28 protein-coding genes are annotated in these 24,992 nt (G+C 59.7%); 18 read left to right on the top strand and 10 right to left on the bottom strand.

Annotated elements, in window-relative coordinates; all coding sequences use genetic code 11:
- The first annotated feature begins 26 nt into the window (after positions 1–26).
- The 4 genes from rpsM (at position 27) to rplQ (ending at position 2,508) form a co-directional block, all read left to right on the top strand.
- Positions 27–395, top strand: coding sequence for a 30S ribosomal protein S13 (gene rpsM, locus SIC14_RS02045; RefSeq protein WP_412564185.1), 369 nt, complete (start codon positions 27–29; stop codon positions 393–395).
- A 15-nt stretch (positions 396–410) separates the two neighbouring features.
- Complete coding sequence (gene rpsK, locus SIC14_RS02040; RefSeq protein WP_058245136.1) at positions 411–803, top strand: 30S ribosomal protein S11; 393 nt, start codon at positions 411–413, stop codon at positions 801–803.
- A 111-nt stretch (positions 804–914) separates the two neighbouring features.
- Complete coding sequence (locus SIC14_RS02035) at positions 915–1,931, top strand: DNA-directed RNA polymerase subunit alpha (RefSeq protein WP_412564184.1); 1,017 nt, start codon at positions 915–917, stop codon at positions 1,929–1,931.
- A 154-nt stretch (positions 1,932–2,085) separates the two neighbouring features.
- Positions 2,086–2,508 carry a 50S ribosomal protein L17 gene (gene rplQ, locus SIC14_RS02030; RefSeq protein ID WP_058245134.1) on the top strand — a complete coding sequence of 141 codons (423 nt, stop codon included), beginning with the start codon at positions 2,086–2,088 and terminating at the stop codon, positions 2,506–2,508.
- A 72-nt stretch (positions 2,509–2,580) separates the two neighbouring features.
- On the opposite strand, the gene SIC14_RS02025 is transcribed toward rplQ, so the two are convergent.
- Positions 2,581–3,003 carry a hypothetical protein gene (locus tag SIC14_RS02025; RefSeq protein WP_412564183.1) on the bottom strand — a complete coding sequence of 141 codons (423 nt, stop codon included), beginning with the start codon at positions 3,001–3,003 and terminating at the stop codon, positions 2,581–2,583.
- A gap of 97 nt (positions 3,004–3,100) precedes the next feature.
- A complete protein-coding gene (locus tag SIC14_RS02020; protein ID WP_412564182.1) occupies positions 3,101–3,493 on the bottom strand; it encodes a thiol-disulfide oxidoreductase DCC family protein in 393 nt (130 codons plus the stop codon).
- Between the two features lie 357 nt (positions 3,494–3,850).
- On the opposite strand from SIC14_RS02020, the gene SIC14_RS02015 reads away from it, so the two are divergent.
- The 12 genes from SIC14_RS02015 to SIC14_RS01960 all read left to right on the top strand — a co-directional run bounded on the left by SIC14_RS02015 (position 3,851) and on the right by SIC14_RS01960 (position 15,735).
- Positions 3,851–4,921 (top strand): 3-deoxy-7-phosphoheptulonate synthase, encoded by a 1,071-nt coding sequence (locus SIC14_RS02015; protein WP_412564181.1) that lies wholly within the window; start codon positions 3,851–3,853, stop codon positions 4,919–4,921.
- A gap of 104 nt (positions 4,922–5,025) precedes the next feature.
- Positions 5,026–6,411 carry a trypsin-like peptidase domain-containing protein gene (locus SIC14_RS02010; RefSeq protein ID WP_412564180.1) on the top strand — a complete coding sequence of 462 codons (1,386 nt, stop codon included), beginning with the start codon at positions 5,026–5,028 and terminating at the stop codon, positions 6,409–6,411.
- 3 nt (positions 6,412–6,414) lie between these two features.
- Complete coding sequence (locus SIC14_RS02005; protein ID WP_412564179.1) at positions 6,415–7,728, top strand: replication-associated recombination protein A; 1,314 nt, start codon at positions 6,415–6,417, stop codon at positions 7,726–7,728.
- 157 nt (positions 7,729–7,885) lie between these two features.
- Positions 7,886–8,263: a fluoride efflux transporter CrcB gene (gene crcB / locus SIC14_RS02000; protein ID WP_412564178.1), complete on the top strand. Its 378-nt coding sequence runs from the start codon at positions 7,886–7,888 to the stop codon at positions 8,261–8,263.
- Positions 8,260–9,306 (top strand): RluA family pseudouridine synthase, encoded by a 1,047-nt coding sequence (locus SIC14_RS01995; protein ID WP_412564177.1) that lies wholly within the window; start codon positions 8,260–8,262, stop codon positions 9,304–9,306. Before crcB ends, SIC14_RS01995 begins: the two co-directional genes overlap by 4 nt.
- Positions 9,303–9,989: an HAD-IA family hydrolase gene (locus SIC14_RS01990; protein WP_412564176.1), complete on the top strand. Its 687-nt coding sequence runs from the start codon at positions 9,303–9,305 to the stop codon at positions 9,987–9,989. Before SIC14_RS01995 ends, SIC14_RS01990 begins: the two co-directional genes overlap by 4 nt.
- Entirely contained in the window at positions 9,986–10,690 is a 705-nt protein-coding gene (locus tag SIC14_RS01985) for an ATP12 family chaperone protein (protein ID WP_412564175.1), read from the top strand. Before SIC14_RS01990 ends, SIC14_RS01985 begins: the two co-directional genes overlap by 4 nt.
- A gap of 207 nt (positions 10,691–10,897) precedes the next feature.
- On the top strand, positions 10,898–11,914 hold the full coding sequence (locus tag SIC14_RS01980; RefSeq protein WP_412564174.1) for an amino acid ABC transporter substrate-binding protein: 1,017 nt from the start codon (positions 10,898–10,900) through the stop codon (positions 11,912–11,914).
- 127 nt (positions 11,915–12,041) lie between these two features.
- Complete coding sequence (locus tag SIC14_RS01975; protein WP_412564173.1) at positions 12,042–13,274, top strand: amino acid ABC transporter permease; 1,233 nt, start codon at positions 12,042–12,044, stop codon at positions 13,272–13,274.
- Between the two features lie 3 nt (positions 13,275–13,277).
- Positions 13,278–14,573 (top strand): amino acid ABC transporter permease, encoded by a 1,296-nt coding sequence (locus tag SIC14_RS01970; protein ID WP_412564172.1) that lies wholly within the window; start codon positions 13,278–13,280, stop codon positions 14,571–14,573.
- Positions 14,574–14,585: 12 nt separating this feature from the next.
- A complete protein-coding gene (locus SIC14_RS01965; protein ID WP_412564171.1) occupies positions 14,586–15,377 on the top strand; it encodes an amino acid ABC transporter ATP-binding protein in 792 nt (263 codons plus the stop codon).
- Between the two features lies 1 nt (position 15,378).
- On the top strand, positions 15,379–15,735 hold the full coding sequence (locus SIC14_RS01960) for a hypothetical protein (RefSeq protein ID WP_412564170.1): 357 nt from the start codon (positions 15,379–15,381) through the stop codon (positions 15,733–15,735).
- 3 nt (positions 15,736–15,738) lie between these two features.
- Here the strand turns inward: SIC14_RS01960 and SIC14_RS01955 are convergent, their stop codons facing one another.
- Complete coding sequence (locus SIC14_RS01955) at positions 15,739–16,161, bottom strand: MarR family winged helix-turn-helix transcriptional regulator (protein WP_412564169.1); 423 nt, start codon at positions 16,159–16,161, stop codon at positions 15,739–15,741.
- 152 nt (positions 16,162–16,313) lie between these two features.
- Between SIC14_RS01955 and SIC14_RS01950 the strand changes: the two genes are divergently transcribed.
- Complete coding sequence (locus SIC14_RS01950) at positions 16,314–17,204, top strand: EamA family transporter (protein ID WP_412564168.1); 891 nt, start codon at positions 16,314–16,316, stop codon at positions 17,202–17,204.
- Here the strand turns inward: SIC14_RS01950 and SIC14_RS01945 are convergent.
- From SIC14_RS01945 to argB, 3 genes are read right to left on the bottom strand one after another with little or no spacing between them, the layout of a single operon-like run.
- On the bottom strand, positions 17,201–17,695 hold the full coding sequence (locus tag SIC14_RS01945; protein ID WP_412564167.1) for a SixA phosphatase family protein: 495 nt from the start codon (positions 17,693–17,695) through the stop codon (positions 17,201–17,203). The two genes, SIC14_RS01950 and SIC14_RS01945, sit on opposite strands and share 4 nt — an antisense overlap.
- Positions 17,692–18,327, bottom strand: coding sequence for a ferredoxin (locus SIC14_RS01940; RefSeq protein WP_412564166.1), 636 nt, complete (start codon positions 18,325–18,327; stop codon positions 17,692–17,694). The genes SIC14_RS01945 and SIC14_RS01940 overlap by 4 nt, the downstream gene beginning before the upstream one ends.
- Positions 18,324–19,205: an acetylglutamate kinase gene (argB, locus tag SIC14_RS01935; protein WP_412564165.1), complete on the bottom strand. Its 882-nt coding sequence runs from the start codon at positions 19,203–19,205 to the stop codon at positions 18,324–18,326. Before argB ends, SIC14_RS01940 begins: the two co-directional genes overlap by 4 nt.
- 170 nt (positions 19,206–19,375) lie before the next feature.
- On the opposite strand from argB, the gene SIC14_RS01930 reads away from it, so the two are divergent.
- Complete coding sequence (locus tag SIC14_RS01930) at positions 19,376–20,110, top strand: SDR family NAD(P)-dependent oxidoreductase (RefSeq protein ID WP_412564164.1); 735 nt, start codon at positions 19,376–19,378, stop codon at positions 20,108–20,110.
- Positions 20,111–20,128: 18 nt separating this feature from the next.
- On the opposite strand, the gene yihA is transcribed toward SIC14_RS01930, so the two are convergent.
- From yihA to SIC14_RS01910, 4 genes are all read right to left on the bottom strand, one after another.
- Positions 20,129–20,779, bottom strand: coding sequence for a ribosome biogenesis GTP-binding protein YihA/YsxC (gene yihA / locus SIC14_RS01925; RefSeq protein WP_412564163.1), 651 nt, complete (start codon positions 20,777–20,779; stop codon positions 20,129–20,131).
- Entirely contained in the window at positions 20,779–21,516 is a 738-nt protein-coding gene (locus tag SIC14_RS01920) for an MOSC domain-containing protein (protein WP_412564162.1), read from the bottom strand. Before SIC14_RS01920 ends, yihA begins: the two co-directional genes overlap by 1 nt.
- On the bottom strand, positions 21,513–23,300 hold the full coding sequence (gene yidC, locus SIC14_RS01915) for a membrane protein insertase YidC (protein ID WP_412564161.1): 1,788 nt from the start codon (positions 23,298–23,300) through the stop codon (positions 21,513–21,515). Before yidC ends, SIC14_RS01920 begins: the two co-directional genes overlap by 4 nt.
- Positions 23,301–23,431: 131 nt before the next feature.
- On the bottom strand, positions 23,432–24,943 hold the full coding sequence (locus SIC14_RS01910) for a putative bifunctional diguanylate cyclase/phosphodiesterase (protein ID WP_412564160.1): 1,512 nt from the start codon (positions 24,941–24,943) through the stop codon (positions 23,432–23,434).
- Between the last annotated feature and the right edge of the window lie 49 nt (positions 24,944–24,992).

Below are 24,992 nucleotides of genomic sequence, written 5' to 3'. Positions count from 1 at the left end.
ACCGCAACTAAAAAGGAAAGTGACACGTGGCACGTATCGCCGGCGTTAACATCCCGACCTCTAAACGGGTCCCGATCGCCCTCACCTACATCACTGGCATTGGCCAGACTTCGGCCGAAGCAATCTGCGAAGCCGTGAAAATCGACTTTACCCGTCGCGTCAACGAACTGTCGGACGCCGAAGTGCTGGCCATTCGTGAGCACATCGACGCCAACTACACCGTTGAAGGTGACCTGCGTCGTGAAGTGACCATGAACATCAAACGTCTGATGGACCTGGGTTGCTACCGCGGCCTGCGCCATCGTCGTGGCCTCCCCGTACGCGGCCAGCGTACTCACACCAACGCTCGTACTCGCAAAGGCCCCGCAAAGGCCATTGCCGGTAAGAAGAAGTAAGGGAGGTAGCTACCAATGGCACGTGATACCCGTCGTGGGGGCAAGAAAAAGGTCTCCAAGAACATCGCAGCTGGCGTTGCACACGTAAACTCCAGCTTCAACAACACCAAAATCCTGATCTCTGACGTGCAGGGCAACGCCATTTCTTGGTCGTCCGCTGGCACCATGGGCTTCAAGGGTTCGCGTAAATCGACCCCTTACGCCGCTCAGATGGCTGCTGAAGACGCAGGCAAAAAAGCGCAGGAGCACGGTGTTAAAACCCTGGAAGTAGAAGTTCAGGGCCCCGGTTCGGGCCGTGAATCGGCTCTGCGCGCGCTGGCCGCAATTGGTTTCAACATCACCTCGATCCGTGATGTGACCCCGATCGCACACAACGGCTGCCGCCCGCCGAAACGTCGCCGGGTTTAATCCAGCATTTAAGGCTGGGGCTGTGTTTCAGACACGGCCCCAGTTTGTCATTTTGAAACCTCGGGCGTTCTGTCTTTGGGACATGGAGACAGAACAGGAATGGAGGGACGCATGATCCACAAGAACTGGGCAGAATTGATCAAGCCGACCCAGCTTGACGTGAAGCCGGGCAACGACCCGACCCGTCAGGCGACCCTGGTTGCCGAACCGCTGGAACGCGGCTTTGGTCTGACCCTGGGCAACGCGCTGCGCCGCGTCTTGATGAGCTCGCTGCAAGGCGCAGCCATCACCAGCGTACAGATTGACAACGTTCTGCACGAATTCTCCAGCGTTGCTGGTGTACGCGAAGACGTGACCGATGTGGTTCTGAACCTCAAAGGTGTGTCGCTGCGTATGGAAGTTGAAGGCCCCAAGCGCCTGTCGATCAACGCCAAAGGTCCGGCAGTTGTGACCGCTGGTGACATTTCGGACAGCGCTGGCATCGAGATCCTGAACAAGGAACACGTGATCTGCCACCTCGATGATGGTGCCGATCTCTACATGGAACTGACCGTCAACACCGGCAAAGGCTACGTCCCTGCGGATCGTAACAAGCCGGAAGATGCGCCCATCGGCCTGATGCCGATCGACGCCATCTACTCGCCGGTCAAAAAGGTTTCGTATGACGTTCAGCCGACCCGTGAAGGTCAGGTTCTGGACTATGACAAGCTGACCATGAAGGTCGAAACCGACGGTTCGATCACCCCGGAAGATGCCATTGCCTATGCAGCGCGCATCCTTCAGGATCAGCTGTCGATCTTCGTCAACTTCGAAGAGCCCGAAGCAGCTGGCCGTCAGGACGAAGACGATGGTCTCGAGTTCAACCCGCTTCTCTTGAAGAAAGTGGACGAGCTGGAACTGTCTGTACGTTCGGCCAACTGCCTGAAGAACGACAACATCGTTTACATTGGCGACTTGATCCAGAAAACCGAAGCCGAGATGCTCCGCACCCCGAACTTCGGCCGCAAGTCGCTGAACGAGATCAAAGAAGTTCTGTCGGGCATGGGCCTGCACCTGGGCATGGATGTCGAGGACTGGCCGCCGGACAACATCGAAGATCTGGCGAAGAAGTTCGAAGACGCTTTCTAAGCCATTCAGAATACCGGGGCGGGCCAATGGTTCGCCCCGTGTCTCAAATGCCCGGACCTGCCGGGGACTACTCAGGTCGCAAGACCTCAAGGAGAGCTGGCGACACGCATCGCTGGCCTGACAAAGCAAAAACGCAAGACTTAGGAGATAAACAATGCGTCACGCTCGTGGTTACCGCCGCCTGAACCGTACTCATGAACACCGCAAAGCGCTGTTCTCGAACATGGCCGGTTCGCTGATCGAACATGAACAGATCAAAACCACCCTGCCGAAAGCAAAAGAACTGCGCCCGATCATCGAAAAGATGATCACGCTGGCGAAACGTGGCGATCTGCACGCCCGCCGTCAGGCAGCTTCCAAGCTGAAGCAGGACCAGTATGTCACCAAACTGTTTGACGTTCTGGGCCCGCGCTACAAGGACCGTCAGGGCGGCTATGTCCGTATCCTGAAGGCCGGCTTCCGCTATGGCGACATGGCACCGATGGCGATCATCGAATTCGTTGATCGTGATGTCGACGCCAAAGGCGCTGCCGACAAGGCACGTGTTGCAGCTGAAGAAGCAGCGGCTGACGAATAAGATCCTCGGTCATTTTGACCGGACCTTTGCCCCCGTGCCAGCAATGGCGCGGGGGTTTTTCGTTGGGCGATTTCAGGAAGCGGTGGCGTCGCCTGGCTGCGCAGGGAGGCGGCGCAGGCTGCGCTGTTGCAACATTCCGAATACCGCCACAACAGCGGCCACCGCGATCAGCAGTGTGATCCCAGCCCCCGTGAACTGGGCCCAAAGGATGACAAGCAGAACGACCGTCATCGCAACCCAGGCCAGATCCGCCCAGATGACCAGTTGCGTCCATCGCGCCGTGCGCTCAGGCGCGGCGGCGAGCCAAACAAGCACTGCGGCGAAACTCACCAATCCTCCGCCCAACACCCGCAACGCTGGCGACAGCCAGACCGGAGGCGACTGCAGCAGGACTTCGGCCCAGAACGGGGCCAAGGTGGCAAGGGCAAGGCCCGATACGCCCGAAAACACTGCATTCGCTGTCAGCGCGCGTCGCGCCAGAGATTTACGGGGCATGGTCTGTCCTTTCTCTCACCAATCCACTTTGTGATGAACCGGTGAAGGGCGGACCGCAATTCCCTGACAGGGTATAGACTTGGGGTTGTGCCCCGATCTAGCCGGACTGTTTCACCAGCCCACGGGCTTTGCGGCGCAGATGGCGCTCATAGATGACCCGTGCCACCACATGCTTGTAGAGCCAGTCCGCGATCTGAAAGATCACCGGCAAGCGACCAATCTTTGCCATCCAGGCATACCGCGGCATCTGGACCCAGAGGATCAGCATGGCGTCAAAACCGATGTGAAGCCGGCCCTCATGCAAGACATGCAACAGGCGGGTCGCCTCATCCTCGGTGACGCCCCAGTCCGCCAGATCGATGGCATTCAGGTCGTCGAAGGCAATGGGCAGATCCTTGGTTTCAGAGTAGGCGGCATAGGTGCACATTTCGCCGTCACAGACGGGGCAGTCGCTGTTGTAGAGCGCGCGGGTGCGGGGGGCGTCGGACATCTCAAATCTCCTTGTGGCCTGAAATCAATCTAAGCGCGCGGGCGTAATTCAAAATGTGTAATCCTGTCGCATCAATTGAGGGCGACGGATAGGTCGCTGAAAAAACGCAATTTATTCCTGCTTTACAGAATCCAGAATCACCGCTAGCGTTTGGGCATGACCTGCCAGACCGCATCTTTTTGGTATTACTTTTATCCGAGCCATCCGGCGGTCGGAGGGGTCTGCGCGTACTGAATTACCAGAAGATACGCACCAGAGATACCAAACGAACCGCCCCCTCCGGGCGGTCTTTTTGTATCCGCCCAAGGTTCAGAACCGAGGGGGCTTCCAGACAGACAAAATCTAGGACGCCACAAAATGACCACCCAAACCGAAAACCTGCGTATCGCCGATATGATGGAAATGCGCGCCCCCGATGAACTGGCCGCGAAGCTGCCGATCACCGCCAAATCGATCCGCACTGTGCTGGACGGCCGCAGCGCCATCCAGAAAGTGCTGCACGGCCAGAATGACCGGCTGGTTGTTGTTGTTGGCCCCTGCTCGATCCACGATCCCGAAGCGGCGGTGGATTACGCCAAGAAACTGCAGCCCTTGCGCGAAGAGCTGGGCGATCATCTTGAAATTGTGATGCGGGTCTACTTCGAAAAGCCGCGCACCATTTCGGGCTGGAAGGGGCTGATCAACGATCCGGGTCTGGATGGGTCTTTCTGCATCGACGCAGGTCTGGAGGTGTCGCGCCAGCTGCTGTTGGACATCAACCAAATGGGTCTGCCGGTGGGGACCGAGTTCCTCGATAGCGCGGTGCCGCAATACCTGTCGGATCTGGTCAGCTGGGCTGCCATCGGTGCCCGTACCACTGAAAGCCAGATCCACCGTGAAATGGCTTCGGGGCTGAGCTGCCCGGTCGGCTTCAAAAACGGCACCCGTGGCAATGTGCAGATCGCCATTGATGCCGTCCGCTCGGCGGCGCACCCGCATCATTTCATGGCCCTGTCCAAGAACGGCCGCTCTGCGATTGCGGCCACCAGCGGCAATCCGGATTGCCACGTCATTCTGCGCGGCGGTGGTGGCACCAACTATGACGCCACCTCAGTGGATGCAGCCTGCCGAATCGCCGAAAAAGACGGCATTCGCCCCCATGTGATGATCGACGCCAGCCATGCGAACAGCGGCAAAGACCCGATGAAACAGCCGATGGTGCTGGAAGACATTGCCAGCCAGATGGAAACCGGCGAGCGGCGCATCACCGGCGTGATGATCGAAAGCAACCTGGTTGAAGGGCGTCAGGATCTGGGCAAGGGCAAACTGGTCTACGGCCAGTCCATCACCGACGGCTGCCTTGGTTGGGACGACACCGCATTCATGCTGCGCCGACTGGCACAGGCGGTGGACACCCGCCGCGCCATGCCAATTCGTAAAGCAGGCTGATTTCAGCCCATTTTTCCAAAGGGTTCTCCCCTGTCGGCCGGTCCGCCTTGCATTCGCAACGGACCGGCCGCATATCGTTTGGAACAGAGCAAAGAGGTCGTAGAATGTTCCGGATTGCAGCCCCGTTGATATTGGCCCTGGCCGTCGCCGCGCCCCTGCAGGCTGAGACCCGCGTGCCCACGTCGCAGGCGGAGATCGCATTGGGGTTTGCGCCTTTGGTGAAACAGGCCGCCCCCGCTGTGGTCAATATCTACGCCAAACGCATTGTGCAGGCCCGGCAGAACCCGTTTTCCAACGACCCGTTCTTTCAGAATTTCTTCCGCGATTTTGGTGAGACCCGGCCCAAGGTGCAAAACTCACTGGGCTCGGGCGTGATTCTTTCTGCGGATGGTTATGTTGTCTCCAATTTCCACGTGGTGGGGGGCGCGACGGACATCCGCGTTGTACTGAAAGACCGGCGCGAATTTGCCGCCGAGGTGGTGTTGGCTGACAAGGACAGCGATCTGGCGATCCTGAAGCTGCAGGATGCGCCAGACATGCCCTATCTGCCGCTGCGCAACAGTGATGAGGTCGAAGTAGGCGAGCTGGCGCTGGCCATCGGCAACCCGTTTGGCATTGGCCAGACGGTCAGCAGCGGCATTGTGTCGGGGCTGGCACGCTCGGGCACGGCAACGGGCGCAGCGCGGGGCTACTTCCTGCAGACCGATGCGGCGATCAATCCGGGCAATTCCGGGGGCGCCTTGATTGACGTGAACGGCGCGTTGATTGGGGTGAACACCTCAATCCTAACCCGATCGGGCGGTTCCAACGGGGTGGGGTTTGCAATCCCGGCCAATCTGGTGGCCCAGTTCGTGGCGCAGGCGCGGGAAGGCTTTGGCCGGTTTCAGCGGCCCTGGGCTGGCATCACCGGCCAAGCCATCGACAATGACATCGCCGAGAGCCTCGGCCTCGATCGCCCCGGTGGTGTGCTGATCTCTGGCCTGCATGAAAAAAGCCCCTTTCGTCTGGCGGGCATTCGACCCGGCGATGTGATTCTGGGTGTCGAAGCCCAAGAGGTGAATACCCCTCAAGAGATGATCTTCCGCATGTCGGTGGCGGGCCTCGGGGCGGAGGTTGCGGTGCGGTATTACCGGGGGGGTGAAGTGTCTGAGGCTGGGGTTGCGATGCAGCTGCCGCCCGACAGCCCCGCCCGTTTGACCAAAATGCTTGGGGACGGCAGCCCCCTGCCGGGGTTGAAAATGTCACGGGTCAATCCCGCGGTGGCCTCTGAACTTGGTCTGTCGCTGGAAGCCGAAGGTGTGGTGGTCGAAGACAGTGGTCCTTATGGCGGCCGCGTGGGGCTGCGGCGTGGTGATATTCTGCTGGCGATAAACGGTCAGGAGGTGGCAACCCCCGACTCTGTGGAGGCGCTTCTGCAAAACAGCGCGCGTCGTGTCAGCATGGATGTGCTTCGCGGGTTGCAGCGGGTTCAGATCCGGTTCAGGCTCTGAGCTATGACGGATTTATTTGCATCTGACACCCCTGCACCGGATGTGGGGTCCGCGCCGCGGCCGTTGGCGGACCGGTTGCGCCCCCAATTTTTGTCCGAGGTGATCGGCCAAAATCAGGTGCTGGGTGAAGAGGCACCTCTGGGGGTCATGCTGCGCTCTGGCAGCCTGTCGTCGCTTATTTTCTGGGGGCCACCGGGGGTGGGAAAAACCACCATTGCCCGTCTTCTGGCCGATGAAACCGATCTGCATTTTGTCCAGATCAGCGCCATTTTCACCGGTGTGCCGGAGCTGCGCAAAGTCTTTGAAGCTGCCAAAATCCGGCGTCAGAACGGGCAGGGGACGCTGTTGTTTGTGGATGAGATCCACCGTTTCAACAAAGCCCAGCAAGACGGTTTCCTGCCACATATGGAAGACGGCACCATCCTGCTGGTGGGGGCGACCACAGAAAACCCCAGTTTTGAACTGAACGCTGCGGTTCTGTCCCGGTCGCAGGTGCTGGTGCTGGAACGCCTGTCGCCCGAAGACCTGGAGGCGCTGACCGCCCGGGCCGAGGCCGAGTTGGCCCGCGAACTGCCCTTGGACAAAGGTGCCCGCGAAGCGCTGTTGGAAATGGCTGATGGCGATGGGCGGGCGCTGCTGAACCTGATTGAACAGGTCGCTGCCTGGAAGGTGGACAGCCCGCTAGAGCGCGATGCCCTGTCGAATCGTTTGATGAAACGGGCCGCGAAATACGACAAATCCGGCGAAGAACATTACAATCTGATCTCTGCCCTGCATAAATCGGTGCGCGGATCAGACCCGGATGCGGCGCTTTACTGGTATGCGCGCATGCTGGAAGGTGGCGAGGATCCCCGCTATCTGGCCCGCCGCCTGTTGCGCATGGCGGTCGAGGACATTGCGTTGGCCGACCCACAGGCGCAGACGGTCTGTATGCATGCCTGGGAAGCCTATGAACGGCTGGGCTCGCCCGAGGGCGAATTGGCACTGGCGCAGGCGGTGATCTATCTGGCCCTCGCACCAAAAACCAACGCTGGCTACATGGCGTATAAAGCTGCCCGGCGGGTGGCGAAGAAAACCGGCTCCGAGCCGCCGCCCAAACATATCCTGAACGCGCCAACCCAATTGATGAAGGATCAGGGCTATGGCACCGGCTATGCCTATGACCATGAGGCTGAGGACGGGTTTTCCGGCCAGAACTATTTTCCCGAGACAATGGAACGGGAGCAGTTCTATCAACCGGTAGAGCGGGGCTTTGAGCGGGATTTGAAGAAGCGGGTGGAGTATTTCGAAAACCTCCGGCGCAAGCGCGGGGGGTAATCTGGGATTTGGATGTTTGGGCCAAGAAGAAAGCCGCTTTCAACGATCCTCAAATACTCAAAATCGACAGCTATCTTCCTGCTATGCGCCTTCGGCATAGGCGGCAACCGCGCTGCAAAACTTGACAATGTGCCCGCTGCACCGCAGGAGGGGCGCCATGTTGACCACTGCAATCCATGTGGCCCTTGGTGGGGCCTTGGGCGCGATGATGCGCTATGTCTCGGGTGTGGCGATTCTCAAACTCTTTGGCGCCGGCTTTCCGCTGGGTGTTTTGTTTGTGAATGTGCTTGGCTCGGGGATCATGGGCATGTGCGTGGTCTATCTGGGCCAGAAAGGGCTGAACCATTTGAACCCGTTCCTGATGACGGGAATTTTGGGCGGTTTTACCACGTTTTCGGCCTTTTCTCTGGAAGCCTACACCCTGTTTGAGCGCGGGCAGGTCGGGGCGGCGGCACTCTATGTGTCCCTGTCGGTGGGACTGTCGCTTGCGGCGTTGGTGGTAGGCATATTTTTGATGCGATGGGTGTTGGCATGAGCCGAGTGCAGACGATTACGGTAGGGCCGGGTGACGGCGATCAGCGGTTGGACCGGTGGCTCAAGCGGATGTTCCCGCATGTCAGCCAGGGGCGGATCGAGAAGATGTGCCGCAAGGGTGAGCTGCGGGTGGACGGCGGGCGGGTGAAGGCCTCGACCCGGCTGGAAACCGGCCAGAACGTGCGCATCCCACCATTGCCTGAGGCGGGGGAGCAGCCAAAAGAGCCAGCCAAGCCCAGGGTTTCACCTGCGGATGAAAAGATGATCCAGTCGGCGGTGATTTACCGCGACGATCAAATCATCGCGATTAACAAACCGGCTGGCCTGCCGACCCAGGGCGGCAGCAAACAGACCCGCCATGTCGACGGTCTGGCCGAGGCGCTGAAGTTTGGTTTTGAGGAAAAACCACGTCTGGTGCATCGCCTCGACAAAGATACCTCGGGGGTGCTGCTGCTGGCACGGACCCGGCAAAGTGCACAGGCGTTGACCGCAGCGATCCGGCACAAGCAGACGCGCAAGATTTACTGGGCCCTGGTGGCAGGTGTGCCGACCCCGTACCTTGGTGAAGTGAAATATGGTCTGGTGAAAGCACCCGGGCACGGCCGCCACGGTGAAGGCGAGAAAATGATCTGCGTGCATCCGCGCGACATTGGCTCAACCGAAGGGGCGAAACGCGCCCATACGCTTTATGCCACGCAATACCGTGTGGCCAGCCGCGCCGCTTGGGTGGCAATGGAGCCGGTCACCGGCCGGACACATCAGTTGCGGGCCCATATGGCCGAGATCGGGCATCCGATTATTGGGGACGGCAAGTATGGCGGTTCGGGGCAGGAGAACCTTGGCGATGGCTGGGGCGCACAGCTGGGGGGCGTGATCTCGAAGAAGCTGCATTTGCACGCCCGTCAGATGCAGTTTGAACATCCCGTGACCGGCAAGGTGATCTCGATCGAGGCACCGCTGCCGGATCATATGGCGCACAGCTGGGACACCCTGGGCTGGTCGGAAGACTTGATCGAACATGATCCTTTTGAGGGGCTCAGATGAGCGCCGATCTGCGGCTGATCCTGTTTGATGTGGACGGCACACTGGTCGACAGTCAGGCGCATATCGTTGCCTCGATGACCCGCGCCTTTGAGGCGCTAGGGGCAGAGGCACCCAGCCGTGCCGAAACCCTGTCGATTGTTGGCCTGTCACTGCCCGTTGCCGTGGCCCAACTGGCCCCGGCGCATTCCGTGGCGGATCAGACGGCTTTGGTTGCGGGCTACAAAGAAGCCTATATGCAGATCCGCTCCGAACAGGGATCGGCGCAATCGTCGCCGTTCTACCCCCATGCGCGCGCGGTGCTGGATGAACTGGCAGCAGTGGATCACTACCTGTTGGGGGTGGCGACCGGCAAATCCCGGCGTGGGCTGGATGCCCTGATTGCCGGCCACGGGCTGGAGCGGATGTTCCTCACCCAGCAGGTGGCAGACCATCACCCCTCCAAGCCGCATCCGGCGATGATTGAGGCGGCGCTGAGCGAAATGGCTGTGGCGCCGGCGCAGGCGGTGATGATTGGCGACACCACCTTTGACATGGAAATGGCCCGCTCGGCTGGCGTTGCGGCCATCGCTGTGGACTGGGGCTATCACGATACCGAAAAACTTGCCCCGTTGGCGGATCATGTGGTTCACGACTTCCGCGATCTGCCGGGGGTGATCGAGACGATCTGGGAGACCAAAACATGAGCATCCTGAAGCCGAAGCGATTCTGGAAAGAGGCCAAAGTGGCCGAGGTTGAGGGCGGTTTCCGCGTCGAATTGGACGGGCGGCCGGTCAAAACACCCGCCAAGACCGAGGTGATTCTCCCGACCAAGGCGCTGGGCGAGGCCATCGCCGCCGAATGGGACGCACAAATTGAGGACGTCGACCCGACAAAAATGCCTTTTACCCGCATGGCAAACTCGGCTTTGGACAAGGTCGCAACCCAGCATGACGAGGTCGCGGAGATGTTGGCAGAGTATGGCGGCACGGATCTGCTGTGTTATCGGGCAACCTCTCCCGCAGAATTGATCGATCGTCAGGCCGCGGCCTGGGACCCATTGTTGGACTGGGCCTTTGACGAAATGGGCACCCGTTTGGTCACCGGGGCGGGGGTGATGCATGTCGCGCAGGATCAGGCCGCGCTGGCGGTGTTTTCTGATCGGGTAAAGGCGATGGACAACTTCCGGTTGGCAGCGTTCCACGATTTGGTTGGCATTTCAGGCTCCTTGGTGCTGGCTTTTGCTGCGGCGCTCAACCGTCAGGAGATCGAGGTGGTCTGGGACCTGTCGCGGATCGACGAAACCTGGCAGGAAGAGCAATGGGGCGTTGATGACGAAGCGACCGAACAGGCCGCGATTAAAAAAACAGAGTTTCTTCACGCGAAAAAATTCTATGACCTCTGCTGATCACTGAAATTGAACAGTTTTTTGCAGTTTCCCTAGGGGAAGCTATACGAATGCTTCGGTTTTTGTGATCTGCGGGTTGACCTTTTGCGATGAATCCGCCCAATGTTTCGTCATTGCCGGGGCTGCCCCCGGTATAGCTCTCGGCCCAAAACCGGGGCCGTATTATAACCGTCCGCTAACAGGACGGATAATCAGGAAGAGGTAAACATGAAAAAATCCGTATTTCTTGGCGCGCTGACCGTTGCTGGCCTGGCAGCCGGTGCCGCAGCAGCCGGGACCCTCGATGACGTGAAAGCACGCGGCAAGCTGAACTGCGGCGTGACCACTGGTCTCGTTGGTTTCGCAGCGCCTGACGCGAACGGCAACTGGGATGGCTTCGACGTAGGCGTATGCCGCGCTGTTGCTGCCGCAGTTCTGGGCGATCCGGCTGCAGTTGAATTCGTTCCCACCACCGGTAAGACTCGCTTCACCGCGCTGGCTTCGGGTGAGATCGACATGCTGGCCCGTAACACCACCTGGACCTTCTCGCGCGACGTTGACCTGAAGTTCGAATTCACCGGCATCAACTACTATGACGGTCAGGGCTTCATGGTTCCCAAAGAGCTGGGCGTGTCCTCGGCGAAGGAACTGGACGGCGCAACCGTTTGTATCCAGACCGGCACCACCACCGAGCTGAACCTGGCGGACTTCTTCCGCTCGAACAACATCAGCTACGAGCCGGTTCCGATCGAAACCAACGCTGAAGCACAGCAGCAGTACCTGGCAGGTGCTTGTGACGTGTACACCACCGACGCCTCGGGCCTGGCCGCTACCCGCGCCACCTTCGAAGCGCCTGCGGACCACGTTGTTCTGCCCGAAATCATCTCGAAAGAGCCGCTGGGCCCGCTGGTCCGTCACGGCGACCACGAGTGGGGTGATGTTGTACGTTGGACCCTGAACGCACTGATCGCAGCTGAAGAGCTGGGTGTAACCTCTGCGAACATCGCTGAGCTGGGCGCAGGCACCAACAACCCGGAAATCAACCGTCTGCTGGGTACAGAAGGCACCCTGGGCGAGATGCTGGGTCTGGACGCTGGCTGGGCCAAAGCGGCTCTGATGGCTGGTGGTAACTACGGTGAGCTGTTCGAAGGCAACATCGGTTCGTCGACCCCGATCGGTCTGTCCCGTGGTCTGAACGCTCAGTGGACTGACGGTGGCCTGCTCTACGCACCGCCCTTCCGTTAAGACCATCTAGTATAGAAGGGCGCGGCCAAGGCCGCGCCCTTTCACTAACTGACAGGTAAAAGTTCGACCAAACGGCCAAAAAAAAGGCCAATCAAAACAATAAGGTCGAAAGACGGGGACTTCCCAAATGACAACACTCACCGACCCTCCGAAGGAGTCGTTTCAGCTGACGATGCTGATCTACGACACACGGTATCGCTCGCTGACCTTCCAAGCGATTGCGGCGATTGTCCTGGCCCTTTGCTTCTGGTTTCTAGGCAACAACCTGATCCAGAACCTCCGCGCTGCGGGCCTCAACATCTCTTACAGTTTCCTCGGCGACCCGGCTGGTTATGACATCAACCAGCGTCTCGTCGAATATGACAGCCAGTCTTCCCACGCCAAAGCGGCGCTGGTGGGCGTGCTGAACACCCTGCTGGTGGCCTTCCTGGCCTGTATCACGGCAACGATCTTCGGCGTGATCGCCGGTGTTCTGCGTCTGTCGAACAACTGGCTGGTGTCCAAGCTGATGGCGGTTTACGTCGAGATCTTCCGGAACATTCCGGTTCTGATCTGGATCATCATCATCTTCACCATCATGACGGCTGTGTTGCCTGGCCCGCGCGAATTCCGCGGTGACAATGCCACGTCGAGCATGGTGCTGGATCTCTTTGCCTTCACCAACCGCGGTGTCTACATCCCGATGCCCTTCTTCGACAGCGGGCTGTTCGCCAATCCGGCGATGAACTGGGTGCTGGTGCTGCTTGGTTTTGCCCTGTCCTGGTTTGCGGCCCGCCGTATCAACACCTGGGCAACCGCACAGCAGGAAGCCACCGGTGTGCGTCCCAAGACGTTGTGGATGGTTCTGGCCGCATGGCTGGTGCCGTTCCTGCTGCTGATGCTGGTGATGGGCCTGACCTGGGAAGTGCCGGAGCTGAAAGGCTTCAACTTCAAAGGTGGGATCAAAATCGGTGGTCCGCTGATCGCGCTGTGGTTCGCTCTGTCGATCTACACTGGTGCCTTCATCGCGGAAAACGTCCGTGCAGGTATTCAGGCGATCAACAAAGGTCAGACCGAAGCCGCCGCAGCCCTGGGTCTGCGTTCGGGTCGGATCATGAACCTGGTGATCCTGCCGCAGGCCTTGCGCGTGATCATTCCGCCGCTGATCTCTCAGTTCCTGAACATTACCAAGAACTCTTCGCTGGCGATTGCTGTGGGCTATGCCGATATCACCGCAACTCTGGGCGGGATCACCCTGAACCAGACCGGCCGCGCCATCGAATGTGTTCTCCTGTTGATGCTGTTCTATCTGACCGCTTCGCTGCTCATCTCGATGGTGATGAACGTCTATAACGCATCTGTTAAGTTGAAGGAGCGCTAAGATATGGCAACTCCTAAAGATTCCATCGCCTACGTTGCTGACGGCACGCTCCCAGAGCTTGATCCGCCAGCAAACGCCGTAGGCCCGGTCAAATGGTTGCGTGAGAACCTGTTCTCCACACCAGCCAATGCGCTGCTGACGGTTGCGTCCTTCTACGTGATCTATCTGGTGCTGGCACAGACCATGCCGTGGATCCTGAACGGCCTTTGGACCACCTCCAGCCTCGCGGAATGCCGTGAGATCCTGCAGGGTAAGTCCGGTGCCTGTTTCTCGGTTCTGTCCGAACGCTGGAACCAGTTGCTTTACGGTTTCAAATACCCGGTTGAGGAATACTGGCGTCCGAACCTGGCGCTTGTGCTGCTGCTGATTGCGGCTGCACCCGTGCTGTTCTTCGATCTGCCGCGCAAGCTGCTGATCTTCACTGCGCTTTACCCGTTCATTGCCTTCTGGCTGATCTGGGGTGGCACCATTCTGGCACCACTGGTGGCGCTGGTTGGTTTTGTCGCGGCAGGTTTTGTGTTCCAGACCTTTGGCAAAAGCAACTTTGCGGCCGGTTTCTTCGGCGCAGCTGTTGCTGCACTGGTGGTCTGGTGGCTGGGCGGCATGCTGATCCCTGAAAACGCTTCGGAAGGCGCGCTGTTGCCTGCCGTTCCTTCGCGCGATCTGGGCGGCTACATGCTGAACATGATGCTGGGTGTAACCTGTGTGTCGCTGTCGCTGCCGCTGGGCATTGCCTTGGCTCTGGGGCGTCAGTCGAACATGCCGCTGATCAAGGGCATCTGTGTGGTCTTCATCGAATTCGTCCGGGGCGTGCCGCTGATCACGCTGCTGTTCGTTGCTTCGGTGATGCTGTCGTACTTCTTCCCGCCGGATAGCACGGTGGACCTGTTCCTGCGTGTGGTCATCATGATCACGCTGTTCTCCTCGGCCTATATTGCTGAGGTGATCCGGGGCGGTCTGGCCGCTCTGCCCAAGGGACAGTACGAAGCCGCAGACAGCCTTGGCCTTGCATACCCCGAAGCCATGCGCCTTATCATTCTGCCTCAGGCCCTGAAGATTTCGATCCCGGGCATCGTGAACGTGGCGGTGGGTCTGTTCAAAGACACCACGCTGGTTTCGGTGATTTCGATGTTCGACATCATCGGCATGATCCGTGGTCCGATCTTGGCCTCGACGGAATGGAACGGCGTCTACTGGGAACTTCTGGGCTTCGCCTGCGTTGTGTTCTTTGTCGTCTGCTACGGCATTTCTCAATACTCACAGTGGCTCGAGCGTCGTCTCGCCACCGATCACCGTTAAGGAGTTCAACATATGTCTGAACTGGCTATTGACCGCGAAATCGACCGCTCCAAGATGAAGGTCTCGGACGAGGTCGCAATTGACATCACCGGCATGAACAAGTGGTACGGTTCGTTCCACGTGCTGCGCGATATCAACCTCACTGTGAACCAGGGGGAACGGATCGTTATTGCAGGGCCTTCGGGCTCGGGTAAATCGACCTTGATCCGCTGCCTGAACGCGCTGGAAGAACACCAGCAGGGCAAGATCATTGTGGATGGCACCGAACTGTCCAATGACCTCAAGAACATCGACAAGATCCGTTCCGAGGTTGGCATGGTGTTCCAGCACTTCAACCTGTTTCCGCATCTGACCATTCTGGAAAACTGCACATTGGCGCCGATTTGGGTCCGTAAAACACCCAAGAAAGAAGCCGAAGAACGTGCAATGCACTTCCTGGAAAAGGTGAAGATCCCCGATCAGGCGCTGAAGTATCCGGGCCAGCTGTCCGGTGGTCAGCAGCAGCGTGTGGCAATCGCACGGTCGCTCTGCATGATGCCGCGCATCATGCTGTTCGATGAGCCGACCTCGGCGCTGGACCCTGAGATGATCAAAGAGGTGCTCGACACCATGATCGAACTGGCCGAAGAGGGCATGACCATGCTCTGCGTAACGCACGAGATGGGATTTGCCCGTCAGGTTGCGAACCGCGTGATCTTCATGGACCAGGGCCAGATCGTGGAACAGAACGAGCCGGAAGAGTTCTTCAACAACCCGAAGAGCGAGCGGACCAAACTGTTCCTCAGCCAGATCCTGGGCCACTAACTTGGCCCTGCGCGGCATCCGCTTTGCCCATGTGGCGAAACCAGCGGATGCCGAAGGTATTGCCGGGGCCCTTCGGGGCCTCGGCCTTTCCCCGAAATCCTTCCCCGAAGCGGAGGCTTTCCCGGGGGCAATTTTCCCCACCAATGATGAGAAAAGCTGGGCCGAGATCTGGCACGCTGGCGACGGCATGCCGGAAGGCACCATGTTGCAGCTGGTGGTGGATGACGCCGATGCGATGGCGGCGGAGGCCGGTCAGAACGGGCTGGATCCACAGGGGCCGATGGAGGCCCACGGTGAACGGATCTATTTTCTGACTTTGCCCGGTGGGTTGCAGATCAGCTTTCAGTCCAAGCTCTGACCGCTATTCTTTTTCCAGTGCCGACAACCACTTGCCCAACAATTGGGACAATTGCGCCTGTTCTTCGGCGCTGAGCGCCTCTGTTAGCCGATGTTGGTTGGCGACATGTTCCGTGACACACCGTTCGATCAGGTTGAAGCCTTGCGGTGTCAGTTGAACCGTCACGCTGCGGGCGTCGTGTTCCGAACGCATACGCACGATCAGCCCTTCTTTTTCCAGTCGATCCAGCCGGTTTGTCATGGTGCCTGAGGTGACCATCGTCCAGTCTATCAGCTGCGAGGGCGTCAGCGCATAGGGCGCACCTGCGCGCCGCAATGTGGCGAGCACGTCAAAACTGGCCGCGTTCAGCCCATGAGCTTTGAACACCCGGTCCATACCATGCCCGAGATGTGTGGTGAGTCGTTTGGTCCGACCAATCAACCCCATCGGAGAGAGACCCAAATCAGGCCGTTCCCTGGCCCATTGTGCAAGAATTTTCGAGACGTGATCCATAGTTAGCATTTTTGCGGTGCATTTATCTTGACGTCAAGTTAAATATTAATATCTTGATGTCGAGATAAATTGAAGGGAGCGGAGAGATGAACCGCACATTGGATTTGAGCCTGACCGCGCTGGCCCCTGCCATCTGGGGCAGCACTTACATTGTAACAACCGAGCTTCTGCCGGAGGGCTACCCGCTGACTGTCGCCGCCTTGCGGGCGCTGCCAGCGGGGGTGCTGCTGCTGGTTCTGGTACGGCACCTGCCACCGCTGAATTGGATTGGGAAGTTGCTGATCCTTGGCGCGTTGAACTTCACTCTGTTCTGGGCTGCGCTCTTTGTGGCAGCCTACCACCTGCCCGGCGGGGTTGCGGCAACGCTTGGGGCGGTGCAGCCACTGATCGTGCTGCTGCTGGCGCACCGGGTTCTTGGCACCGAGCTGTCACCGCTGGCGCTTGGCGCCGCCTTGAGCGGGATCGCGGGGGTGGCGCTGTTGATTCTTGGGCCCGATGCGCAGCTTGACACCCTTGGTGTGCTGGCCGCACTTGGGGGCGCGGCGTCAATGGCTGCAGGTGTGGTACTGACCCGCAAGTGGCAGCCGCCGGTGCCGCCGCTGACTTTCACCGCCTGGCAATTAACCGCAGGTGGGCTGTTGCTGGTGCCGCTGGCGCTGGTGTTTGAGCCAGCCTTCCCCATGCCCGATGCAGGTGCCACCGCTGGCCTCGTCTGGTTGGGGCTGATTGGTGCGGCACTGACCTATTACCTGTGGTTCCGCGGCATTGCACGGTTTGGGCCGGAAGCGATCACCGGTCTTGGCTTCCTCAGCCCACTTGCGGCGGTGATGCTGGGATGGCTGGTGCTGGGGCAGGGGCTTAGCCTGTGGCAAAGCCTGGGGGCGCTGATTGTACTGGCGTCGGTTTGGGCCGGAAATCTAGCCGGAAAAGGGGCAGGACGGGCCAAGTCCGCTGTGGCGCGTGGGAAACCCGCTTAAACCAAACGGCGGGGGATGGTGAAATCCAACACCTCCCCCGAGCCTGCGCGGACCTCTGCCCAGTTCTGGATGTCGAACTGGAAAACGGTCGTGGCACAGGTTGGGTACCGCAGGAAATCGCCATCCTGCGGTGCGTGTTTGGCAAGGCTCTGCGCAAATTCTGCAATGCCAGGATTATGGCCCAACATCAAAACCGTCTGCGCCGCGCCGGCCTGTCGCAGCACCTCCAACATTGTGAGGGACGGCGCAAGATAGAGGTCACGCAGAAACCGCTCTTCGGCGCCAAACCCAAGCCCCGCCCAGGTTTCCCGCGTGCGGGTGGCGTCTGAGCACAGTAGCAGATCGGGCAGATGGCCCTTGGCCTGCAACCACGCCCCAATTGCGGGGGCAGAGATCTGGCCGCGTGCGTTCAGGCCGCGCTGGTAGTCCGAAAGTGTCGGGTCGTCCCAACCGGATTTTGCATGGCGCATCAGGATCAGTTTCAGGCTCATCGAAACGCTTTCATATGAAAATGACTGTGTTCCGGCAGCCTGCCATAGTCTTTGCTGACGGGACAAGCACGCCGGACCAGACAGCCCTGCATGCACTCTGCGCCCGCGTCGTTGTGCAAATGTGACTTGCAGGCATCAACGTCATACGCCTCTGCGCCAAGGGCCCCGACTGGGCAGGCGGTAAGGCACGGTTGATCCGCGCAGGTGTCACAGGGCCGTTCTGATTGCGGCGGGATTTCGAGTCTTTCGGCAAAGCCCAAAGCACCGCGGTAGGAAATCATCAGCCCTGCCGTGTCATGCACCAGCAGCCCAACAGGCGAAGGCCAGGCCCGACCGGTTTCTGTGGCCCAGCGGATGAAGGGCTGGAAAGGGGGACCGCCGAAGGGGAAATATGGCGTCGCGCCAAGTTCCTTGGCCAGTGCGCTGATGACCCGGGCGGACCAGCGATCCATCGGATCCGTGGCCCCGTCGCGGAACTCTTCTGTGTCGCGAAACATGGCCCAGAACCCGGGTTCCTGTGGTCCCAGCATCACCAGTGTTTGCACATCGGGCAAATCAGTGGGGTGCAACGCCCCCAGCACAGACAAATGCCGCCCGGAGGCGGCATCTGTTATCTCGTCCCAGCGGCTCACTCAGCCTCGATGCTGTCGTTGCGGATCATGGAGCCAGCACCGTGTTCGGTGAACAGCTCCAACAGGCAAGCATTGGCAACCCGCCCGTCCTGAATGACCACCGCGCGCACCCCGTCCTCAACCGCTTTCAATGCGGTTTCGGTCTTGGGGATCATGCCGCCGGCAATGGTGCCCTCGGCGATCATATCACGAACTTGCTGGGTGCTGAGCTGGGTGACCACTTCGCCGTCAGCGCCCTTTACACCGGCCACATCCGTCAGCAACAGCAGGCGATCCGCCTTGAGCGCACCAGCAATGGCACCGGCGGCAGTGTCACCGTTGACGTTAAAGGTTTCGGACGCACCACGGCCCGCGCCAACAGGGGCAATCACCGGAATAATACCCGCATCATAGAGATCGCGAATGACCTGCACGTTCATCTCCACCGGCTTGCCAACAAAGCCCAACTCGGGGTCGTCCATGTCGCAGACCATCAGGCCGTCATCCTTGCCCGAGATCCCAACAGCGCGGCCGCCCTGTTCGTTGATCGCCTGGACAATGCGTTTGTTGACCAGTCCGGCCAGCACCATTTCGACCACTTCCACGGTGGCTTTGTCGGTAACCCGTTTGCCCCGCACCCAATCGCTCTGGATGTTCAGCTTTGACAGCATGTCGTTGATCATCGGGCCGCCACCGTGGACGATCACCGGGTTCACGCCGACTTGTCGCATCAGAACCATGTCACGGGCAAACTCGGCCATCGCCTCATCATCACCCATGGCGTTGCCGCCAAATTTCACGACAACCACAGCGCCGGTGAAGCGCTGCAGGTAGGGAAGGGCCTCGGACAGGGTCCGGGCCGTGGCAATCCAATCGCGGTTCATGTTTTGCTTCTTCATCTGTATGCGTTTTCTCAGGTTAAACCTGTTCCGTGTTAACGGCTCTGTCCTGCGCTGCCAAGGGCGGTTGCCGGAAAGGCCTGCACCTGTGACCGCATAGCGCGATGCCCGCCGGTTGCAGCCACCGCTGCCGGTGCTAGGTTGTGCCTGCGCGCTTGAAGGAGGCTCTGATGAGTGACCGCAAAAAAACTCTGCTGCTGACCGGTGCCAGCCGCGGGATTGGCCATGCCACGGTGCGTCGCTTTAACAAGGCGGGCTGGCGGGTGATCACCTGTTCTCGGGCGCCCTTTCCGGCCGAATGCCCCTGGGGCGGCGGCGAGGAAAACCATATCCAGATCGACTTGTCGGATCCGACAGATACGATCAACAAAGTGGAAGAGATCCGAGATCGTCTGGACGGCAAGTTGGATGCGCTGGTCAACAACGCGGGCATCTCCCCGAAAGGGCCGGAAGGCAGCCGCCTGAACACCATCGACACCGATCTGATGACCTGGGGGCAGGTGTTCCATGTGAATTTCTTCTCCTCCGTGGTGCTGGCCCGTGGCCTGCGGGAGGAACTGGCGGCCGCCAAAGGCGCGGTGGTCAATGTGACCTCCATCGCGGGCTACCGGGTGCATCCCTTTGCCGGGGCGGCTTATGCGACCTCAAAGGCGGCACTGACCGCGTTGACCCGCGAAATGGCCCACGACTTTGGCCCGATGGGCGTCCGGGTAAATGCCATTGCACCGGGGGAGATTGAAACCGCAATCCTCAGCCCGGGCACGGAAAAACTGGTGGAGGATATTCCGCTGCGCCGTTTGGGGCAGACCGAAGAGGTGGCGAACACCATCTACTTCCTGTGCACCGAGGCGTCGTCTTACATCTCAGGAACCGAGATTGAGGTTAACGGCGGCCAGCACGTCTGAAGCCGCCGTTCATTTTGCTTAAATCAGCGTCGCGATGGTCGAGCGCAGGGTTTCGATGCCATCGCCTTTTTCCGACGAGGTCACGATCAGTTCGGGGAAGGCTGCGGGATGTTTTGACAGCTTTTCGCGCACCTGATCCAGGATCCGCGGCCGGTCTTTGGCCTTCACCTTGTCCTCTTTGGTCAGCACGCATTGAAACGTCACGGCAGAGCTGTCGAGCAGGCTCATGATCTCTTCATCCACCGGTTTGACCCCGTGGCGATGATCCACCAGAACAAAGGCACGCCGTAGATTTTGACGGCCGGACAGGTAACGTTTCAAAAGACGCTGCCATTTTTCCACCACGGGGATCGGGGCATTGGCAAAACCATAGCCCGGCAGGTCGACGAGGTAGTGTTCCTCCCCCGCCGTGAAGAAATTGATCTCCTGTGTCCGGCCCGGTGTGTTCGACGCCCGAGCCAGGCCCTTGCGGCCTGTTAGGGCATTGATCAGGCTGGATTTACCGACATTGGAACGGCCGGCAAAGCAGACCTCGATCCGGTCAGACGGCGGCAGGCCATCCATCGCGACAACCCCTTTAAGGAAGTCGGTTTCACCGGCAAACAGCAGGCGACCCTTTTCGCGGGTGGCCTGATCCGGCTCTTCGGCCAGAGGGAAAGGCAATTGCATCACAGCACCTCAAGGCGGTCGCCAAGAGCGATCTCACCATCGTTCAGGACCTCGGCACGGATGCCGAAATCAGTGTGTCCCTGTATTTCCCGGATCGCTTTCAACGTGTTCTGGTCACGCGCGCCGGTGTCAGGGTTGGTTTCGGTGGCACGGCAGCGTTCGATCCGGTCAATGACCTTCAGACGCACCGCACCGATTTGCAGTTCACGGCCCACCAGATCCAGCTCGGCCCAGGGCGCCAGCCCGTCAAGCCAAAGGTTGCCGCGGAACCGGCGTTGATCCAGCTCTGCGCCCAGGGTCTGCCCCAGATCCGCAAGCGAGCTGTTCGACAGGATCGCCACAGCTGAGAAATCCGCATCCGCCATGCCCCCAGCCGGGGCCTTGATCAACGTATGGGGGGCCGGGCGGGCCTCAGGGTAGATCGGGGTGATCCACTCCACCACTTTGACACCGTCGAGATCGGGGTTCACCGTCAGGTCTGCCAGCTTCGGATGGCTGAGGGTGATCTGGTCGCCCTCGGTTCGGGCGGTCACTGCCATCAGTTCAGGACCAAAACAGCCGCGCGCAAAATTGCGGCACTTCTGCCAGGCGCCGGTGTGCTCTGCCGTGCCGGTCAGCACCGCATAGGCGCGGTCCAAAGGAACAGGCCCGCCTCGTGAGAGACGGACCTTGGAGAGAGGCTCGGCCCCGATGCCTTTGATCGGGTGCCGCCAAAGAGTCGCGACTGTTACGCTCATTCTTTTGCCTTCTCCTTGCGTTTGAAGCTCGACTTGATGTTGCCGAACACGTCCGGCTTGTAGCCATGTGAGCGCATGATCAGGTACTGCTGCGTGAAGGTGATCATGTTGTTGGTGATCCAGTACAGCACCAGACCCGAGGCAAAGCCGCCCAGCATGAACATGAAGACCCACGGCATCCAGGCAAAGATCATCTGCTGGGTCGGATCGGTGGGCGCCGGGTTCAGCTTCTGCTGCAGCCACATCGAGATCCCCAACAGGATCGGCATGACGCCAAGGCTGATGATGGCCAGAAGCGATCCGGGCTCTGGCGGGGTGAAGGCCAAGAGGCCAAACAGGTTCAAGATCGAGCTGGGATCCGGTGCGGAAAGGTCCGTGATCCAGCCGGCCCAAGGTGCGTGACGCAGTTCCAGCGTTACAAAAATCACCTTATAGAGCGAGAAGAAGATCGGGATCTGGATCAGGATCGGCAGACAGCCCGCGGCGGGGTTTACCTTTTCCTTTTTGTACAGCTCCATCATGCCCTGCTGCATCTTCTGGCGGTCGTCGCCAGCCGCCTTTTTCAGCTCTTCCATCTGCGGCTGCAATTCCTTCATTTTCGCCATCGAAGCGTAGGATTTATAGGCCAGCGGGAAGACCAGCAGTTTGATCACCACGGTCAGACCAATGATGGCCCAGCCCATGTTGCCGATCATGGCATTGAGTGTGTGCAGCAGCCAGAAAATTGGCTTCGTGAAGAAGAAGAACCAGCCCCAGTCGATTGAATCGATGAAGCCTGCAACACCGGCGTTGTTTTCATAGGCGCGGATGGTTTCCCATTCCTTTGCGCCAGCAAACAGTTGGGTCGCTGCGGTGATGGTGGCCCCCGGTGCCAGCGTCTGGGTCGGTTGCACCGTTTCGGTCTGGTAGATGTCGCGACGTTCGTCGTATTTCATCACCGATTTGAAACCCGCTTCGGGGATCAGGGTGGCCATCCAGTAGTGATCGGTGAACCCAACCCAGCCGGCTTCTTCTACTTGGGTGACTTCGGCGCGGGCGCCTTCGCGCTGGTTGACGGCGAAATCTGTCGCGTCACCGTAGCTTTGCTCAGACAATTCGCCGTCGGCCATAGCGATCAGGCCCTCATGCAGGATGAAGAAATTCTTTGCATCCTGAGGTTCACCGTGGCGTGCAATAACCCCGTAAGGGGCCAGAGAAACGGTGGCGGCGCTGGTGTTTTCGACGCTTTGCGCGATGGAGAACATGTAGTTCTCATCAATTGCCATTTCGCGGCGGAAGGTCAGGCCGTTGCCATTGTCCCACACCAGCGTCACCGGTGTTTCCGGCGTCAGGGTCTGATTGCCTGCAACTGACCACTGGGTGTTGGCCCCAGGCACTTGATCGATGCTGAGGCCCTGGCCAGGTGCCCAGCCAAACAACGTGTAATAAGGATTGGCGCTGCCCTGCGGGGCAAGCATCGAAACGATGTCCGAGCCTTCCTCTTGGGTTTCGCGGTAGTCCTTCAGCGCCAGAGTATCGATGCGGCCACCGGTGGTGGAGATCGAGCCGCTAACGCGCGGCGTCTCAATGGTCAGACGCGGTGCGTCCTCGACGGTCACTGCAGTGGCGACAGCTGCGGCGGTTTCCGCCGTTGTGTCGGCCACCGGGGTGGTGGCCTCAGCGGTGACTGCGGCGTTCGGGTCGGTTGCGGGCTGTTCCGCCGGCGGGAACATAACGAACCATACCAGGATAACGGCAAAGCTGAGCGCCGTTGCCAAAAGAAGATTTTTGTTCTGATCGTCCATCGGGAGTGCGTGCCTGTCCTTGGAATTCTTGACTGCTGGTTCAACAGAGTGCGGTCCAAAAGGTCAAGCGGATTCCCCTCAGATGGGCTGATATGCGCTGTTTATTAGGGGCAAAGCCTGGTTTGCGCGGCTCAGCCGGTGCGACGGCTGATTTCCGGTGACCCTTCCTGCGTGTCTGCATATTGCCGCACCCAGACCTCAAGCTGGTCCGGCGGCATTGGCCGCGCGATACCGAATCCCTGCACATGCTGGCAGCCAAGCTGTGCCAGCACCGAGTGTTCTGCGGCGGTTTCAACCCCTTCGGCTAGGCTCTGCAATCCCATTTGTTCGGTGAGCGACAGGATGGCGGCCACCATTTTATGCTGTTCCGGGTCACGGTCGAGTTTGGTCACAAAAGACCGGTCGATTTTGATCCTGTCGACGGAGAAGCGCCGCAGCGAGGTGATCGAGGCATGGCCGGTGCCAAAATCATCCAGGTCGACAGAGCAGCCCAGTTCGGACAACTGCCTGATATTGCGGACAATCATATCGTCGGGGGAGGAGGCAATCACATCCTCCAGGATCTCAATCGCCAGACGCGAAGGTGGCAGGTCAAACCGGTCCAGCGTCCAGCGGATCTTGTCGACCAGATCGGGGTTGCGCAGTTCGCAGGAGGAAAAGTTCACCCCCACTTGCGGCACAGAAAGACCGACCTGATCCCAGCGCGACAGCGCCATCAGGCTGCGGGTCAGCATCACGTCGCCCAACTGCTCCAGCAGCCCCGCCTTGGCCATGGCGGGCAGGAAATCCCCGGGCGGCACCGTCTGGTCGCCGTTTTGCCAACGAGCCAGTGCTTCTACGCCGGTTATCGCCCCGGTTTCAGTTGAGACCTGCGGTTGGAACCAGGGGCGGATCGCCCCGTTTTCCAGGGCCTCCCGCAGGGCGGGCAAGTGGACACCGCCCCGGTTGGTTCCGGACATTTGGCCGGGCGCATAAGCGCGCAGACCGCCTGGACTGTGGAGCCTGGCCTGCGCAAGGGCGGCTTCGGAGGCGTCAATCACCCCTGTTGCAGAAGGTGCGGTGAATTGTCGGTCCAGCGTAAACCCAACAGAGGCCGTCGCATAAAGCGTATTGCCCTCAACCGCATAAGGTTCGGCCACGGCTTCTTGCATCCGTCGGGCCAGTTGCAGTGCCAGTTCGAGGTCCAGCTGGGGGATCGGGGCCAGCACCACGGCATATTGACCTCCGCCACAGCGCATTATGGCATCGCCGGGCCGCAAGGCGGCGCTGAGGCGGGTCACAATGGCGGCGGCAAGTTGGTTGCGCACTGTCAGGCCATGATAGCCCTCCAGCGTGTCGAAATCGTCCAGCTGGAGCAGAAACAGTCCAAACTGCTGGTCTCGTTGCTGTGCTGTTTTCACGGCCTGAGCAACCAGTTCCGATAGGGATTGAACCCTTGGGGCCGCGCTATCTGCGTCCGCCGCATTGCCCCAAGTCAGCGCAAATAGGGCGGGCAGGCCAAGGGCGGTGGCCAAAAGCCAGCCTTCACCGCCCAGCCAGAACGCGCCAAGAACCAGAGCCGGCAGAAACGCCAGTAGATGCGGCCCCTGCAGCAGCAGGCGCAGACGTTGGCGCCTGGCCGACCATGAGAGTGAACTGCGCATATCCTCGTCCTCCGCGTCTCGGATCGTCACATCCTAGGCGCGCGAATCT

The organism is Thalassobius sp. MITS945101, from assembly GCF_047123305.1.
GTDB lineage: Bacteria > Pseudomonadota > Alphaproteobacteria > Rhodobacterales > Rhodobacteraceae > Thalassobius.
This window is presented reverse-complemented; position numbering and strand designations above follow the sequence as displayed.